This is a genomic window from Variovorax sp. CCNWLW225 (assembly GCF_037204045.1).
Classification (GTDB): Bacteria; Pseudomonadota; Gammaproteobacteria; order Burkholderiales; family Burkholderiaceae_C; genus Variovorax.
Genome location: NZ_JBBCBV010000021.1, coordinates 61,111 through 74,576, shown reverse-complemented (window position 1 = coordinate 74,576; position 13,466 = coordinate 61,111). Strand labels below are relative to the sequence as shown.

Below are 13,466 nucleotides of genomic sequence, written 5' to 3'. Positions count from 1 at the left end.
TCGAGCGAGCTGGCCTGCTCTTCGGTGCGCGAAGACAAATCCTGGTTGCCTGCGGCGATCTGGCCCGAGGCCGTGGCAATGACGTCGGTGCCGGTGCGCACTTCGCCCACCACCTTGGCGAGGCTGTCGCGCATGCCCTGGATCGCATGCAGCAGGCTGGCCTGGTCGCCGCGCTTCAGCTCGATACGAACCGCCAGGTCGCCGTCGGCGATGCGGTGCGCAATGGCGGTCGCGTCCGCGGGTTCTCCGCCGAGCTGCTTCAGCAGGCCGCGCGAGATTGCCCAGCCGAGGGCCAGCAGCCCCGCGGCAAGCACCGCTGCACCAATCGACAGGGTGATGATCCGGCCCATGATCGTGGTCTGCACCGTGTCCACATAGACACCCGAGCCGATGATCCAGCCCCAGGGTTCGAAGCCCTTCACGTAGGAGACCTTGGGCACCGGCTTGTCGCTGCCCGGCTTGGCCCAGAGATAGGGAACGAAGCCCGCGCCGTTGGCCTTGACGGTCTCGACGAAAGAGACGAACAGCCGCTTGCCGGTGGCGTCCTTGTTGGAAGAGAGATCCTTGTTCTCGAGCGCCGGGCTGATGGGGTGCATCACCATGCGCGGCTGCATGTCGTTGATCCAGAAATACTCGCTGCCGCTGTAGCGCAGGCCGCGAATCGCTTGCATGGCCTGTTCCTTTGCCTGCGGCTCGGTCAGCGTGCCCTTGGCCACGAGGCCGTGGTAATGGGCCAGCAGGCCATGGGCGCTTTCCACCACCTGGCGCACGCTGGCTTGCCGCTCTTCCATGATGAGCTTGCGCTCCGAAATCAGGAAAAGGGCTGTCAGGGCCGCCACGCCCATGATGGCGCTGGCCGTGAACAGCCCGAGCTTCTGGCCGATGCGAAGGCCGCGGGAATTCAAACGGTTGAACATAGTCTCTTCCTAGGGTGGATGTCTTTTGTGCGGTGCTACCGATAGGTTTATCGGCAGATGCGCGCAAGACTTGAGGCCATTAGTTCAAAATTCTGTCCAGTCGCCACCCGCCGTGCCGGCCGTGGCCAGTTGCCGGGGTGCGGCAGCCTCGGTTTTTCCGCCCAGAGCCGGCCGCTGAACCTTGGGAACGGCCTTGAGAGGCCCGAACACCGTTCGCGCTGCCGGCGCGGCAAACGCCAACTCCCTGCGCTGCGGCTGCGCTCCGGGTTCCAGCCTGAACACGCTCACCGCCTCCACGAGGCTGGCGGCTTGCTCCTGCATTGATTGGGCGGCAGCGGCTGCTTCTTCGACCAGCGCCGCGTTCTGCTGCGTCACCTGGTCCATCTGCGCAATGGCCTGGTTCACCTGCTCGATGCCGGTGCTCTGCTCCTGGCTGGCTGCCGTGATCTCGCCGATGATGTCCGCCACCCGCTTGACGCCGCTCACGATCTCTTCCATCGTCTTGCCGGCTTCGCCGACCAAGGCGCTGCCCACGTCGACCTTGCCGACCGAGTCGTCGATCAGGCCCTTGATTTCCTTGGCGGCGGCGGCCGAGCGTTGCGCCAGGCTCCTGACTTCGGATGCGACCACGGCAAAGCCCCTGCCCTGTTCGCCGGCGCGCGCTGCTTCGACTGCCGCGTTGAGCGCCAGGATGTTGGTCTGGAAGGCAATGCCATCGATCACGCCGATGATGTCGACGATCTTCTTGGACGAGGCATTGATCGAGGCCATGGTGTCGACCACCTGGCCGACGACATTGCCGCCCTTGATGGCCACTTCGGAGGCCGAGAGGGCCAGCTGGTTGGCCTGGCGTGCGTTGTCGGCGTTCTGCTTGACGGTGCTGGTGAGTTCTTCCATCGAGGCAGCGGTCTCTTCGAGCGAGCTGGCCTGCTCTTCGGTGCGGGAAGACAAATCCTGGTTGCCCGCGGCAATATGGCCCGAGGCGGTGGCAATGGCGTCGGTGCCCGTGCGCACGCCGCCGACCACCGTCGCCAGGCTCGTGTTCATGTTCTTCAGCGCCTGCATCAAGAGACCCGTCTCGTCGGTGGACGACGATTCGATATGGCTCGTGAGGTCGCCGTCCGCCACGGTTTGCGCCACGCGCACCGCTTCGTTCAACGGGCGCGTGATGCTGCGGGTCAGGAGCCATGCCAGCACGGCGCCAAGCAGCAGCGCAACCACGGCCAGCACGATCACGTTGGCGCGGCCCGCGCGGTTCAGGCCTTCCACGGCCTCGGCCGCCTTGTCGATCCGCTCCGCCTGGTGCGTCAGCATGCTGCGGATGCTGGCGTCATACACGTCGAGCATCGGCACCAGCTTGTCATTGGTGAGCTGGGCGGCCTCATCCTGCTTGCCATCGGCCTTGAGCTTGAGAATGGTGTTGCGCAGGCCCACGTATTGGGTGCGCTTTTCCTTGATGTCGGCGCTGATCGCCTGCTCTTCGGGCGAATCGAGCATGGCCTCCAGCTTGGACTGCGTCTCGGAAATGCCCGCGCTGGTCTTGCTCATGTGCTTCTGCAGGTAGGCCTGCACCTCCGCATCGTTGCTCTTGACCAGCGCGAAGGTGCGCACGCTGTTGCTGCTGGTGTTCAGCAGCCAGTTGGCGGCCAGCCGCTCTTTCACGAGCGAGCGCTGCACCATCTCCTGCACTGCGTGGCCCACGCCTTGCAAACGGAACACACCGATGCCTGCGATGCACGCCATGAGCGCCAGCACCAGCGCAAAACCAATGCCAAGCCGCGTGCCGATTTTCAGGTTCTTCATTTCGGTTGCTCCGTATGCATCTACGTCAGATGACTTTTTCGACCAGGCCCATCTCGTCGCTGGACATCAGCTTGTCGATGTCCACGAGAATCAGCATCCGCTCGTCCAGCGTGCCCAGCCCGATCAGGTAGTCCGTGTCCAGCACGGCACCCATCTCCGGCGCGGGCTTGATCTGCTCTGCGCTCAGCGTGATCACGTCCGAAACGCTGTCCACCACCATGCCCACCACACGGCCGCCGATGTTCAGCACGATCACCACCGTGAACTGGTCGTACGTCGGCGCGCCCAGCTGGAACTTGATGCGCATGTCGATGATCGGCACGATGATTCCGCGCAGGTTCACCACGCCCTTGATGTATTCGGGCGCATTGGCAATGCGCGTCACCGCGTCGTAGCCGCGCAGCTCCTGCACCTTCTGGATGTCGATTCCGTACTCTTCCTGGCCCAGCGTGAAGGTCACGACCTCCAGCCGGCTCGAAACGGCGGACGCCGCCGCGCCGCGGTGGTTTTGTGGGGGGGCGGTCATGATCTCTGTCATATAAATTCCTTCAGCTGAACTTCTGCATGATGCGAACGAGCTTCTGCCCGTACTGGGGATCGGTTGCGTAGCCGGCCTTCTGCAGGCCGTGCGCGGCTTCGGCCGGCGTGTCGGCCGCCAGCACGTTGGCGTAGCGCGGATTGCGCGTGATGAACTTGGCGTAGTCGGTAAAGGCTTCGTCGTACGAGGCGTAGGCCCTGAACTTGGCGCGAATGCGCTGCGGTTCGCCGTCCACGTATTCGGTGGTGGTGGTTTCCACCACCGGACCCTTCCAGCTGCGGTCGGCCTTGATACCGAACAGGTTGAAGCTCTGCGTGCCGTCGTCGGCGCGAATTTCCCGTTTGCCCCAGCCCGATTCGAGCGCAGCCTGCGCAAGGATGAGCGGCGCGGGCACGCCGCTGGCGGCGCTGGCCACCTGCGCGGAGCCGCCCATGCGCTGCACGAAACTGTCGACATTGCCTTGCAGCGATGCGACGGCGGCCGTGGCCGGACGCTCGCTGTTGCGCTGGTAGATGCTCAGGTCGACCGATGCGGCCGGCGCCCTTGCCGGCACCGGTGAAGACGGCGCCGAGCCGAGGGGAATGCCCGACTGCGGCGTGAGCGCCATCCCGGCGACGCGAGGCGCGAGCGGCATGGCCTCCATGCCGTCTTCCGATTCAGCGCCCGACGCGGAGGCGCGGCTGAGCTGCGCGAGCATGGCCTCGGCCACGCCGACGCCGCGGCCCGAGAGGTTCTGCGCCAGCTGCTGGTCGAGCATCGAGAGGTAGACCTTCTCGTCGCGGTTCTCGAGCAGGCCGCTGGAGGGCGTGGCCTCGCGCATGCTCTTGAGCACCATGTTCATGAACAGCGCCTCGAACTGTCGCGACACCTGCTTCAGGCCTTCTTCAGGCGAGGTGCGAACGGTGTGGCGCAATGCATCGACGCTCTGTACGTCGAGTGCAAGGCGCTGGTCCAGCGCGCCGCTTCTGCTTTCCGTGATTGCCATGCCGGTGCTCAGATGATTTCGAGTTCGGCGCGCAGTGCGCCGGCGGTTTTCATCGCCTGCAGGATGGACACCAGGTCTTGCGGGTTGGCGCCCAGGCTGTTCAGGCCCTTGATCACGTCGGCCAGCGAAGCACCGCCGCGCACCATCTGCAATGCGCCGCCGCCTTGGTTGATCGAGATCTGCGAGGTTTGCCCGACCACGGTCTGGCCGCCTGCGAATGCGTTGGGCTGGCTCACCACCGGTTCGGTGTTGATGACCACCGAGAGGTTGCCGTGCGCCACCGCGCAGTCGTTCACGCGAACCGCCTGGTTCATGACCACGGAGCCGGTGCGCGCATTGACGACCACGCGTGCGACGGCCTGCGTGGGCGTGACTTCCAGGCTTTCGAGCTGCGCGAGAAAACCGACGCGCTCCTGCGGCGCGGGGGCCTGCACATGGATCACGCGTGCATCGAGCGCCTGCGCGGTGCCGGGGCCGAACTGCCGGTTGATGGCATCGACCGCCCGTTGCACCGTGCCGAAATCGGACCGGTTGAGTTCGAGCGAGAAGGTGCCTTCGCCGCCCACCGGTGCCTCGACGCCGCGCTCGACCAGCGCGCCGCCCGGAATGCGGCCCGAGCTGAGCTGGTTGATCTGCGCCTTGCTGCCGTTGGCCGATGCGCCGGCGCCGCCGACCACCATGTTGCCCTGGGCAATGGCATACACCTGCCCGTCGACGCCCTTGAGCGGCGTCATGAGCAGCGTGCCGCCGCGAAGGCTCTTGGCATTGCCCATGGACGACACCGTCACGTCGATGTTCTGCCCGGGCCGTGCGAACGAGGGCAGCGTGGCCGTGACCATGACCGCCGCCACGTTCTTCAGCTGCATGTTCACGCCCTGCGGAATCGTGATGCCGAGCTGCTGCAGCATGTTGTTCAGGCTTTGCGTGGTGAACGGCGTCTGCATGGTCTGGTCGCCCGTGCCGTCCAGGCCCACCATCAGGCCATAGCCGATCAGCGGGTTGTCCCGCACGCCCTGGATGCTTGCCAGTTCTTTCAGCCGCTCCGCATGGGCGGGTGAATGCAGGGCCATGGCGCACAGCGCCAGCAGGCCGATACGGCGCACGGTATTGCAGATGTTTTTCATGGTGCTAGAACGGCATCACGTTGAGGAAGATGCGCTGCATCCAACCCATGTGCTGCGCTTCGTCGATGTAGCCCTTGGCCGTGTATTCGATGCGTGCGTCGGCCACCAGGGTGGACGGCACGGTGTTGTTGCCCGAGACCGTGCGCGGATTCACCACGCCCGAGAACCGGATGTATTCGGTGCCCTGGTTGATGCCCATCTGCTTCTCGCCGCTGACCAGCAAGTTGCCGTTGCGCATCACGTCCACCACGGTGACCGTGATCACGCCGTTGAAGGTGTTGTTGGCGTTGGCGCCGCCCTTGGCATCGAGCTTGTTGCCGCCGGACAGCTTGGCGTCCTGCCCGTCGAGCAGCGAACCCAGCAGCTTGGGAATGCCGCCGGCAAAGTCGGCGGCCAGGCTGCCGGTGCGGCTCGCGGTTGCGCCGGAGTTCTTGCTGGCGTTGACCCGTTCGCTGATGACGATGGTCAGGATGTCGCCCACGTTGCGCGGCCTGCGGTCTTCAAACAGCGCGCTGCCGCCGGGGCCGTCCTGGAAGATCGCGCCAGTCGCGCGCCGCGGCGCGGAAGCCACGTTCTCCGCCCGCGCCGTCATCGGCTGGTGCACCAGCGGCTCGCGCGGAACCTGCGCGCAGCCCGAGGCCAGCACGGCGGCAACCGACAGCGCCAGGCGCAGGTTGAGGCGGGTCATAACTGGGCGAGGCGCTGCAGCATCTGGTCCGAGGTCTGGACCGCCTTGCTGTTGATCTCGTAGGCGCGCTGGGTGGCGATCATGTTCACGAGCTCTTCCACCACGTTGACGTTCGACGCCTCGACGTAGCCCTGACTCAGGATGCCGGCGCCGTCGATGCCGGGGTTCACCTGGTTGGGTGCGCCCGATGCGTCGGTTTCGGCATAGAGGTTCTCGCCCTTGCTCTGCAGGCCGGCCGGGTTCAGGAACGTGGCCAGCTGCAGTTGGCCGACCTGCACCGTGTTGGTGGAGCCGGCCTGCGTGATCGACACGATGCCGTCGCGGCCCACCGTGAGGCTGGTGGCGTTGGCAGGCAGCGTGATGGCCGGCTGCACCGGAAAGCCGCTGGCCGTGACCAGCTGGCCGTCGCGGTCGGTCTGGAAGGAACCGTCGCGCGTGTACGAGGTGGTGCCATCGGGCATCAGCACCTGGAAGAAGCCGCCGCCGTTGATGGCGACGTCCGTCGGCTTGTCGGTCTTGGTGAGGTTGCCCTGCGAGTGGATGCGCTCGGTGGCGACCACATGCACGCCGGTGCCCACCTGCAGGCCCGAAGGCAGGCGGGTCTGGTCCGAAGTCTGGCCGCCGACCTGGCGCAGGTTCTGGTACATCAGGTCCTCGAACACGGCACGGCTTCGCTTGAAGCCCGTGGTGCCGACGTTGGCGAGGTTGTTCGACACCACGTCGAGTTGGGTCTGTTGTGCATCGAGACCGGTCTTGGCGATGTAGAGCGAGCGCATCATGGTGAAAAATTCCTTGGGAGTTATGTAGGGCGCAGGCTTCAGCCGTACGCCAGCAGCTTGTTGGCCGACTGCGCGTTGTCGTCCGCGGTGCGCATCGACTTCATCTGCATTTCGAAGCTGCGGGCGTTGGCGATCATGGCCACCATGGCCTCGACGCCGTTGACGTTGCTGCCTTCGACGGCACCGGTGGTCACCGTGACGGCGGCATCGGCTTCGGCGGGCGGCAGGCCCTCGCGCATGCGAAACAGGCCGTCGGCGCCGCGCACCAGATCGACCGTAGGCGGGTTGACCAGCTTCAGCCGGCCCACTTCGGCAATGCCGATGGCCGGATCGCCGGCGCCGCGCGCCGTAACCAGGCCGTTGGCGGCAATGGATACGGCGGAGCCGGGCGGCACCACGAGTGCGCCGGCATCGCCGAGCACTGCGCGCCCGCCCATGGTGGTCAGCTGGCCTTCTGCGTTCACCTGCAGGTTGCCCACGCGGGTGTAGGCCTCGCCGCCGTCAGGCGTCTGCACCACGAGCCAGCCGTCGCCGTGCACCGCCACATCGAGTGCGCGGCCGGTTTCGGTCAGCGGACCATGGCTGAAGTCGGCACCCGGCGTGGTGGCCACCACGTAGGAGCGTGTCGACGCTTCCGGGCCGCCGTCGGTCACGGGCACTGCGCGAAAGCTGTTGATCTGCGCGCGGAATCCGGGCGTGGAGGCGTTCGCCATGTTGTTGGCGACGGAGGCTTGCTGCTCCATCGCCTGCTTGGCGCCGCTCATCGCGACATACAGCATGCGGTCCATAAGCTACTCAGCGGATGTTGATCAGCGTCTGGACGACCTGATCCTGCGTCTTCACCGTCTGCGCGTTGGCCTGGTAGCTGCGCTGCGCGACGATGAGGTTGACGAGCTCGGAGGTCAGGTCGACGTTGGAGGCCTCGAGCGCGCCCGAAGCAAGCGAACCCTGCTTGGTGCCCGCGCCCGGCGTGCCGGTGAGCGGCTGGCCCGAGGCCAGTGTTTCGGCCCAGACGTTCTCGCCCTTCGGCTCCAGGCCGTTGGGGTTGGCGAACGAGGTCAGCACGACCTGCCCCATCAGCGTGGTCTGTTCGTTGGAGAACTTGCCGGTGATGGTGCCGTCGGGGTTGATGGAGAACGAGGTCAGCGTGCCGGAGGTGTAGCCGTCCTGCTTGAGCGCGTTGATTTCGTTGGCGTTGCCGAACTGCGTGGTGCCCGACAGGTCCACCGTGGCATTGAGCGCCACCGAGCCGTTGCCGAAGTTCATCGTCGGCAGGGTGATCGAGCCGCCCGCCGGCGTGAGCAGGTTGCCGTTGCCGTCGAAGGTCATGGTGGAGATCGGCGCGCCGCCGTTGAGCGCGGCGCCGTCGGCCGCGCCGTACACGTTCCAGGCATTGGCGCCGGTTTTCACGAAGAAGACGCCGAGCTCATGCGGGCTGCCGAGCGAATCGAAGATCGGTCCGAGCGCGTTCGAATAGTTGAAGGTGTCCGAATCGGTGGGAGAGAACGGCGTCTTGGTCGGCACCGTGCCGCGCATGTCCAGGTTGAAGCGGGCTTCGATGGCGGTGGTGGCCTTCGGGTTCATGGCGGTGGTCTGAACCTGCAGCGGGCCCGGCGTGCCGCCGTCGAGGCCGCCCGTGGCGGAAACGCCATAGCCGGTGAGGCGCAGGCCGGCGGCATTGACGATGAAGCCATCCTTGTCGCGCGTGAACTGGCCATTGCGCGAATACATCACCTCGCCGCTCGGGCTGCTGAGCCGGAAGAAGCCGTCGCCGTTGAGGATGGCGATGTCCAGCGGCCGGCTGCTGGTTTGCACCGAGCCCTGGGTGAAGTTCTGCACGATGCCCGACACCGCAACGCCGAGACCGACGCGCGAGCCCGCATACACGTCCTGGAACGTTGCCGCGCCCGACTTGAAGCCGACGGTGTTGGAGTTGGCGATGTTGTTGCCGATGACGTCCAGGTTGGCGGCGGCTGCGGACAAGCCGCTGATACCTTGGGAAAAGCCCATGATCGAATCCTTGTTTCAGTGCGAGGAAAAAATGGAAGTGGCTCGCGGCGCCAAGGCCGCTGCCAATGAAAAACACATGCGGGAGGTACTCAGAGGAACATGCGCACATCGGCCAGGCCGATGCTGTTGCCCGACATCAGCTCGAGGGTGATGCCGTCGGCGCCTTGCTTGACTGCCGCCACCTGCGAGAAGACCAGCGAGGTGGCTTTCACGTCGGTGCCGTTGTTGCTGGCCGAAACCGTGAAGGTGTACGAACTGGGCGCTGCCACGGTGCCGTCGTCGGCCTTGCCGTCCCAGCTCACGGCGTTGACGCCTTCGGTCATCGAGCCGAGCGACATGGTTCGCACCGTGTGGCCGGCGGCATTGACGATCTTCACTTCGACCTCGCCGGCCGTGCCAGGCAGCTGCACCGCAAAGGGCACGGCTGCCGGCTCTTCGCCGGCTTTCGGTTCGGTGGTGCCGATGGTGTTGCCGGGCGACAGCACGTTGTACCCGATGAGAGACGCCGCCTGCAGAACCTGGTTGGCACCGGTCTGATTGACCAGGCCGTTCAGCGCCGTGTTGAGCCGCTCGATGCCGCTCACGGTGCTCATCTGCGCGAGCTGGGAGGTGAGCTCCGCGTTCTCCATCGGGTTGAGCGGGTCCTGGTTGTTGAGCTGCGTCACCAGCAGCTTCAGGAAGCGCTGTTCGCTGTCCACCTCGGAGGTATTGCCCGCGCTGGATGCGGCGGTGGCTGCGTTGAGCCCGGAGATGGAGGAAGTGTCGGAAATGGCCATGGCTTGTTGTGTGGGTGTACGGGGGTTACTGACCGATGCTCAGCGTCTTGACCATGAGGGTCTTGGCGGTGTTCAGCACCTCGACGTTGGCCTGGTAGTTGCGCGAGGCGGAGATCATGTTGGTCATCTCCTCGACCACGTTGACGTTGGGCATCGACACGTAGCCTTCGGGGTTCGCATGCGGGTTCTTCGGGTCGAAGACCATCTTCAGCGGCGAGGCGTCTTCAACGACGCGCGCGACCTTGACGCCGCCGATGTCCTGCTGCCCGGAGGCGGCCACTTCGAACACGACCTGCTTGGCGCGGTAGGGCTTGCCGTCGGGACCGGCCACGCTTTCGGCGTTGGCGAGGTTGCTCGCGGTCACGTTCATGCGCTGCGACTGCGCGGACATGGCGGAGCCCGCCACGCTGAAGATGTTCATGGATGCGCTGGGATGCGGCATGCGTAGCTCTCCTGTGCTTATTGCGCCGCGGCGAGCAGCGACTTGATCTTGGCGCTGACCACCGTGAGGTTGGCCTCGTAGCGCAGCGCGTTGTCGGCGAAGTTGATGCGCTCGGCATCCATCTCGACGGTGTTGCCGTCGATGCTGGGCTGGCTCGGCACGCGATACAGCAGGTCGCGGTCGGGCATCGAGGAGGCCTGGCCCTGGATGTGGCGCGACGAGGTAGCGGCCATTTGCACCGACTGCCCTCCGCGCCCCTGCTCTACCGCCTGCGTGAGGCGGCTGGCGAAGTCGAAGTCACGCGCCTTGTAGTTGGGCGTGTCCGCGTGTGCGATGTTGGCGGCCAGCACTTCCTGGCGCTGTGTCCGAAGATTGAGTGCTTCGCGGTTGAAGCGCAGTGCCGCGTCCAGCTTGTCGATCATGTGTTTCCATCATTTGTGGCATCGCGTCCCTGGCGGGCATGGCGACTGATGGAAAGCGAGTCTATGCATGCACTGCTTTCGCAATGGGCCGAACAAAGGGGCATTTGGGGTGCACTTCGAATCTTCGGATCGGGTGCGTCTTCCTAGAATTGCCAGGCACCCATGATGGAAAAACCCCACTCCCACAAGCGCCTCCTGAAGATCGTGCTGCCAGCCTTGGCGGCAGGATTCGCGGCGGCCACATCCGTTGCCGCGGCGCCACTTGAAGGCGACGCGCGCGCCGCCGTGGACAAGTTGCTGCAGGCGCAGACCGCCGGGTTGCCGGGCAAGGTCGGCATCCGCGTGGAGGCGCCCGGCTCCGGCCCGCTGCCGCCCTGCGATGCGCTCGAGGCTTTTCTGCCTCGCGGCGCCGCGGCCTGGGGCCGCGTGTCGGTCGGCCTGCGTTGCCATTCGGACCAGAAGCCATGGACCCGCTTCGTGCTGGCCCACGTCGCGGTCGAAGGGCGCTACTTCGTCGCGCTGCGGAACATCGAAACCGGAAAGGCCCTGGGCGCGGGCGACTTTGCCGCGCGCAACGGCGATCTCACCGCCCTGCCCCGCTCCGTCGTCACGGACGCCGCGGAGCTCGAAGGCGTGGTGGCGGCCAACCGCATTGCATCGGGGGCGCCGCTGCGGCGCGAACTGGTGCGCGGCGTGGCCGTGATCCAGCAGGGCCAGACGGTGAAGGTGGTTGCCGAGGGACCGGGCTACAGTGTCAGTACCGAAGCCCGGGCGATGACCAGCGCCGGGGCGGGCTCCACAGTGCGGGCCAAGACCCTGGACGGCCGCCTGGTCAGCGGCGTGGCCGACGAGGAAGGCCAGATCCGGCTGGCGCAGTAGCCGAATTCACCGCGCAATGCGCCAAGCCCTAAAGTTTTGGCCCGACCTGCCGATACACAAGGCAGCCCTTTGAGGAACCATCTTGAAAATCGATCCATCCGCCCCTTCGGCCACCCTGCTCACCCGAACCAGCAAGGGCGCATCGTCATCGCCAGCCAGCGGCACCGAGGCCGTCCAGGGCGGCAAGGACGTGGTGCAGCTCTCGTCGGGCCAGGTGCATTCGCTGCCCGACGCGCCCAACGCCGACTTCGACGCTGCGCGCGTGGCGGCCATCCGCGAGGACATCCGGGCCGGGCGCTATGAAATTCATCCCGAGCGGATCGCCCGCGGCCTGCTGAGCAGCGTGCGCGAACTGCTGCACGAAAACGGAAAGCTGTGAGCACCATGCTGGTTCACCTGCTGGCGGAGAAGTCCTGCGTGGAGGAATTCCTGGCCCTGCTCGACCAGGAAGCGGACGCCATGAAGAACGGCCGCTTCGCGGAGCTGCCCCAGCTGACCGAACGCAAGACAGGCCTGCTCGACCGCATCGCGGCACTCGACCAGGCCCGGGAGTCGGCCCAAGTGGCGCGCGGATTCGAACCCGGCCGCACGGGCGCCGATGCGGCCGCGGCCGCCGACGGCGAAGCGTCGCTCGCCGCGTGGACGGCACTGGTCGAGCTTGCGGAGCAAGCCAGGGCGGACAACCGCCGCAACGGTTCGATGGTGTACAGCCAGCTGGATTTCACGCAGAACGCGCTGCACTACCTGCAGGCCAGCGCCCAGCCTTTCTATGGGCCGGACGGCATCCGCAAATCCGCAAGCGGCACGGGAACCCGGCTGGCGGTCGGCTAGCCAGGGAACACCAGGGAGCGGCCGCCTCGAGCGGCCTCAGCCCTTGCGGGGTTTGCCCGACTTGGGCGCCTCGAACAATTCCGAAAAGAACGATGGGCCCACCTCGCCGGGCGGGTTCGCGGGCGGGCTCGGGGGGCTCGCCTCGCCGGGCGCAAGCTCCTGGAAGTCCGACGACGCGAAGTGCGGCGGAACGTAGACCCCGTGCTCGTCGCGCCTGACCAGGCCGCGGCGTTCCAGGTCCCGCATGGTCTTGTTGACCTGCATCCTGGAAAGCCCTGAATAAGAAGCGATGACCGACTGGGTGATGCGCTTGTCGTAGCCGCCGCCGGTGCCGGGGGCCAGCACCGTGAGCTCATGCAGGATGCGGCTGATGAGCCGCTCGGACGAGGCCGAGGAAATCTGCCGGATCTGCCTGCGCAGCACCGTGGTGCGCTTCATCACCACTTCGAGCAGCCCCATGGTCACGGCAGGGTGCCGCTCGCACAGGGCGCGCAGCTCCAGCGTGGGCACAAGGTAGAGAGAGGTGGGCAATGCCGCAATCAGCATGGCGCCGGGCTGGTAGCGCTCCTCGATGGGCGCGGCATTCAGGAAGAGATCGTCCTGGCGGATGAAGTCGGTGGTGACATCGCCGCTGTCTTCGCTGCCTTGCACCACCACCCGCAGCAGGCCGGTGGCAACGCAGTACACACGGTCGGTCCAGTCATCCGCACCCAGCACGACCTCGTTTCGGCGGTAGGAACGAAGTTCGATGCGCTGGACAAACGCTGCCCGTTCTTCCTGGGGAACGCTGGCAATAAGAGGATGCAAATACATCTATACCGTCCGTGGGCCGTCTTGCCAATGCATGCTCAAGGCAGTTTGCCCAAAATCGTTCTCAAGTGTGAAAAATTACCACTCCAATTAATATATTAACCTAAGTAACATCTTGACACGCAAGGCGTAACAATTGTTTCCCTACTGACCTATTTCCGCCAACTTTTCGAGACCGTCCACTGACTTGTAGCGCAGGCCGCGACAAGCACTGCGTAGGTGAGCATCGCGCCATCGCGACCAGAAAAGACCAGCCCGCCCACAAGCGCCAGCACCCCCACGCCGAAGTTGATTGCCCCCTGGACCCACCAGGATGGCGCACCTGCCGCCCGGCGGCCGAAAACCGGGCCCGCCAGCGCGCACATGAACCCGACGGCCAGGGCAGGCGCCACGAAGTTGAGCAGGTGGTTGAGTAGATCCAGGAGGGACATGGAGGGGGAAAGTAAAGGGAGGAGTCGAGGC

General features: G+C 65.7%; 17 protein-coding genes. 3 read left to right on the top strand and 14 right to left on the bottom strand.

Annotated elements, in window-relative coordinates; all coding sequences use genetic code 11:
* The 12 genes from V9L20_RS24020 to flgB form a co-directional block, all read right to left on the bottom strand.
* Window positions 1–917: cache domain-containing protein (locus V9L20_RS24020; RefSeq protein ID WP_337298503.1), on the bottom strand; the 917-nt coding region annotated here is incomplete at its 3' end.
* A gap of 84 nt (window positions 918–1,001) precedes the next feature.
* The gene (locus tag V9L20_RS24015; protein WP_337298502.1) at window positions 1,002–2,720 is read right to left on the bottom strand and encodes a methyl-accepting chemotaxis protein; all 1,719 of its coding nucleotides are present in this window, start codon (window positions 2,718–2,720) and stop codon (window positions 1,002–1,004) included.
* A 25-nt stretch (window positions 2,721–2,745) separates the two neighbouring features.
* Window positions 2,746–3,246, bottom strand: coding sequence for a chemotaxis protein CheW (locus V9L20_RS24010; protein WP_337298501.1), 501 nt, complete (start codon window positions 3,244–3,246; stop codon window positions 2,746–2,748).
* Between the two features lie 22 nt (window positions 3,247–3,268).
* Window positions 3,269–4,243, bottom strand: a complete 975-nt coding sequence (gene flgJ, locus V9L20_RS24005; protein ID WP_337298500.1) for a flagellar assembly peptidoglycan hydrolase FlgJ — start codon at window positions 4,241–4,243, stop codon at window positions 3,269–3,271.
* Between the two features lie 8 nt (window positions 4,244–4,251).
* Window positions 4,252–5,367: a flagellar basal body P-ring protein FlgI gene (locus tag V9L20_RS24000; RefSeq protein ID WP_443098624.1), complete on the bottom strand. Its 1,116-nt coding sequence runs from the start codon at window positions 5,365–5,367 to the stop codon at window positions 4,252–4,254.
* A gap of 4 nt (window positions 5,368–5,371) precedes the next feature.
* Window positions 5,372–6,055 carry a flagellar basal body L-ring protein FlgH gene (locus V9L20_RS23995; protein ID WP_337298499.1) on the bottom strand — a complete coding sequence of 228 codons (684 nt, stop codon included), beginning with the start codon at window positions 6,053–6,055 and terminating at the stop codon, window positions 5,372–5,374.
* Window positions 6,052–6,834, bottom strand: a complete 783-nt coding sequence (gene flgG / locus V9L20_RS23990) for a flagellar basal-body rod protein FlgG (protein ID WP_126746958.1) — start codon at window positions 6,832–6,834, stop codon at window positions 6,052–6,054. Before flgG ends, V9L20_RS23995 begins: the two co-directional genes overlap by 4 nt.
* Before the next feature lie 38 nt (window positions 6,835–6,872).
* Window positions 6,873–7,622 carry a flagellar basal body rod protein FlgF gene (locus V9L20_RS23985; protein ID WP_258502134.1) on the bottom strand — a complete coding sequence of 250 codons (750 nt, stop codon included), beginning with the start codon at window positions 7,620–7,622 and terminating at the stop codon, window positions 6,873–6,875.
* 7 nt (window positions 7,623–7,629) lie between these two features.
* Window positions 7,630–8,844 carry a flagellar hook protein FlgE gene (gene flgE / locus V9L20_RS23980; RefSeq protein WP_258502135.1) on the bottom strand — a complete coding sequence of 405 codons (1,215 nt, stop codon included), beginning with the start codon at window positions 8,842–8,844 and terminating at the stop codon, window positions 7,630–7,632.
* Between the two features lie 89 nt (window positions 8,845–8,933).
* Window positions 8,934–9,620, bottom strand: coding sequence for a flagellar hook assembly protein FlgD (locus tag V9L20_RS23975; protein ID WP_337298498.1), 687 nt, complete (start codon window positions 9,618–9,620; stop codon window positions 8,934–8,936).
* Window positions 9,621–9,645: 25 nt separating this feature from the next.
* On the bottom strand, window positions 9,646–10,062 hold the full coding sequence (gene flgC, locus V9L20_RS23970) for a flagellar basal body rod protein FlgC (protein WP_337298497.1): 417 nt from the start codon (window positions 10,060–10,062) through the stop codon (window positions 9,646–9,648).
* Window positions 10,063–10,079: 17 nt separating this feature from the next.
* Window positions 10,080–10,484, bottom strand: a complete 405-nt coding sequence (gene flgB / locus V9L20_RS23965; RefSeq protein WP_157615516.1) for a flagellar basal body rod protein FlgB — start codon at window positions 10,482–10,484, stop codon at window positions 10,080–10,082.
* A gap of 162 nt (window positions 10,485–10,646) precedes the next feature.
* On the opposite strand from flgB, the gene flgA reads away from it, so the two are divergent.
* The 3 genes from flgA to V9L20_RS23950 all read left to right on the top strand — a co-directional run bounded on the left by flgA (window position 10,647) and on the right by V9L20_RS23950 (window position 12,194).
* Complete coding sequence (gene flgA, locus V9L20_RS23960) at window positions 10,647–11,363, top strand: flagellar basal body P-ring formation chaperone FlgA (RefSeq protein ID WP_337298496.1); 717 nt, start codon at window positions 10,647–10,649, stop codon at window positions 11,361–11,363.
* An 82-nt stretch (window positions 11,364–11,445) separates the two neighbouring features.
* Complete coding sequence (gene flgM / locus V9L20_RS23955) at window positions 11,446–11,742, top strand: flagellar biosynthesis anti-sigma factor FlgM (protein WP_157615518.1); 297 nt, start codon at window positions 11,446–11,448, stop codon at window positions 11,740–11,742.
* 5 nt (window positions 11,743–11,747) lie between these two features.
* A complete protein-coding gene (locus tag V9L20_RS23950; RefSeq protein WP_337298507.1) occupies window positions 11,748–12,194 on the top strand; it encodes a flagella synthesis protein FlgN in 447 nt (148 codons plus the stop codon).
* 36 nt (window positions 12,195–12,230) lie between these two features.
* On the opposite strand, the gene V9L20_RS23945 is transcribed toward V9L20_RS23950, so the two are convergent.
* Window positions 12,231–13,007 (bottom strand): Crp/Fnr family transcriptional regulator, encoded by a 777-nt coding sequence (locus V9L20_RS23945; RefSeq protein ID WP_258502139.1) that lies wholly within the window; start codon window positions 13,005–13,007, stop codon window positions 12,231–12,233.
* Between the two features lie 149 nt (window positions 13,008–13,156).
* Window positions 13,157–13,435, bottom strand: coding sequence for a hypothetical protein (locus V9L20_RS23940; protein WP_337298495.1), 279 nt, complete (start codon window positions 13,433–13,435; stop codon window positions 13,157–13,159).
* Window positions 13,436–13,466: the final 31 nt, after the last annotated feature.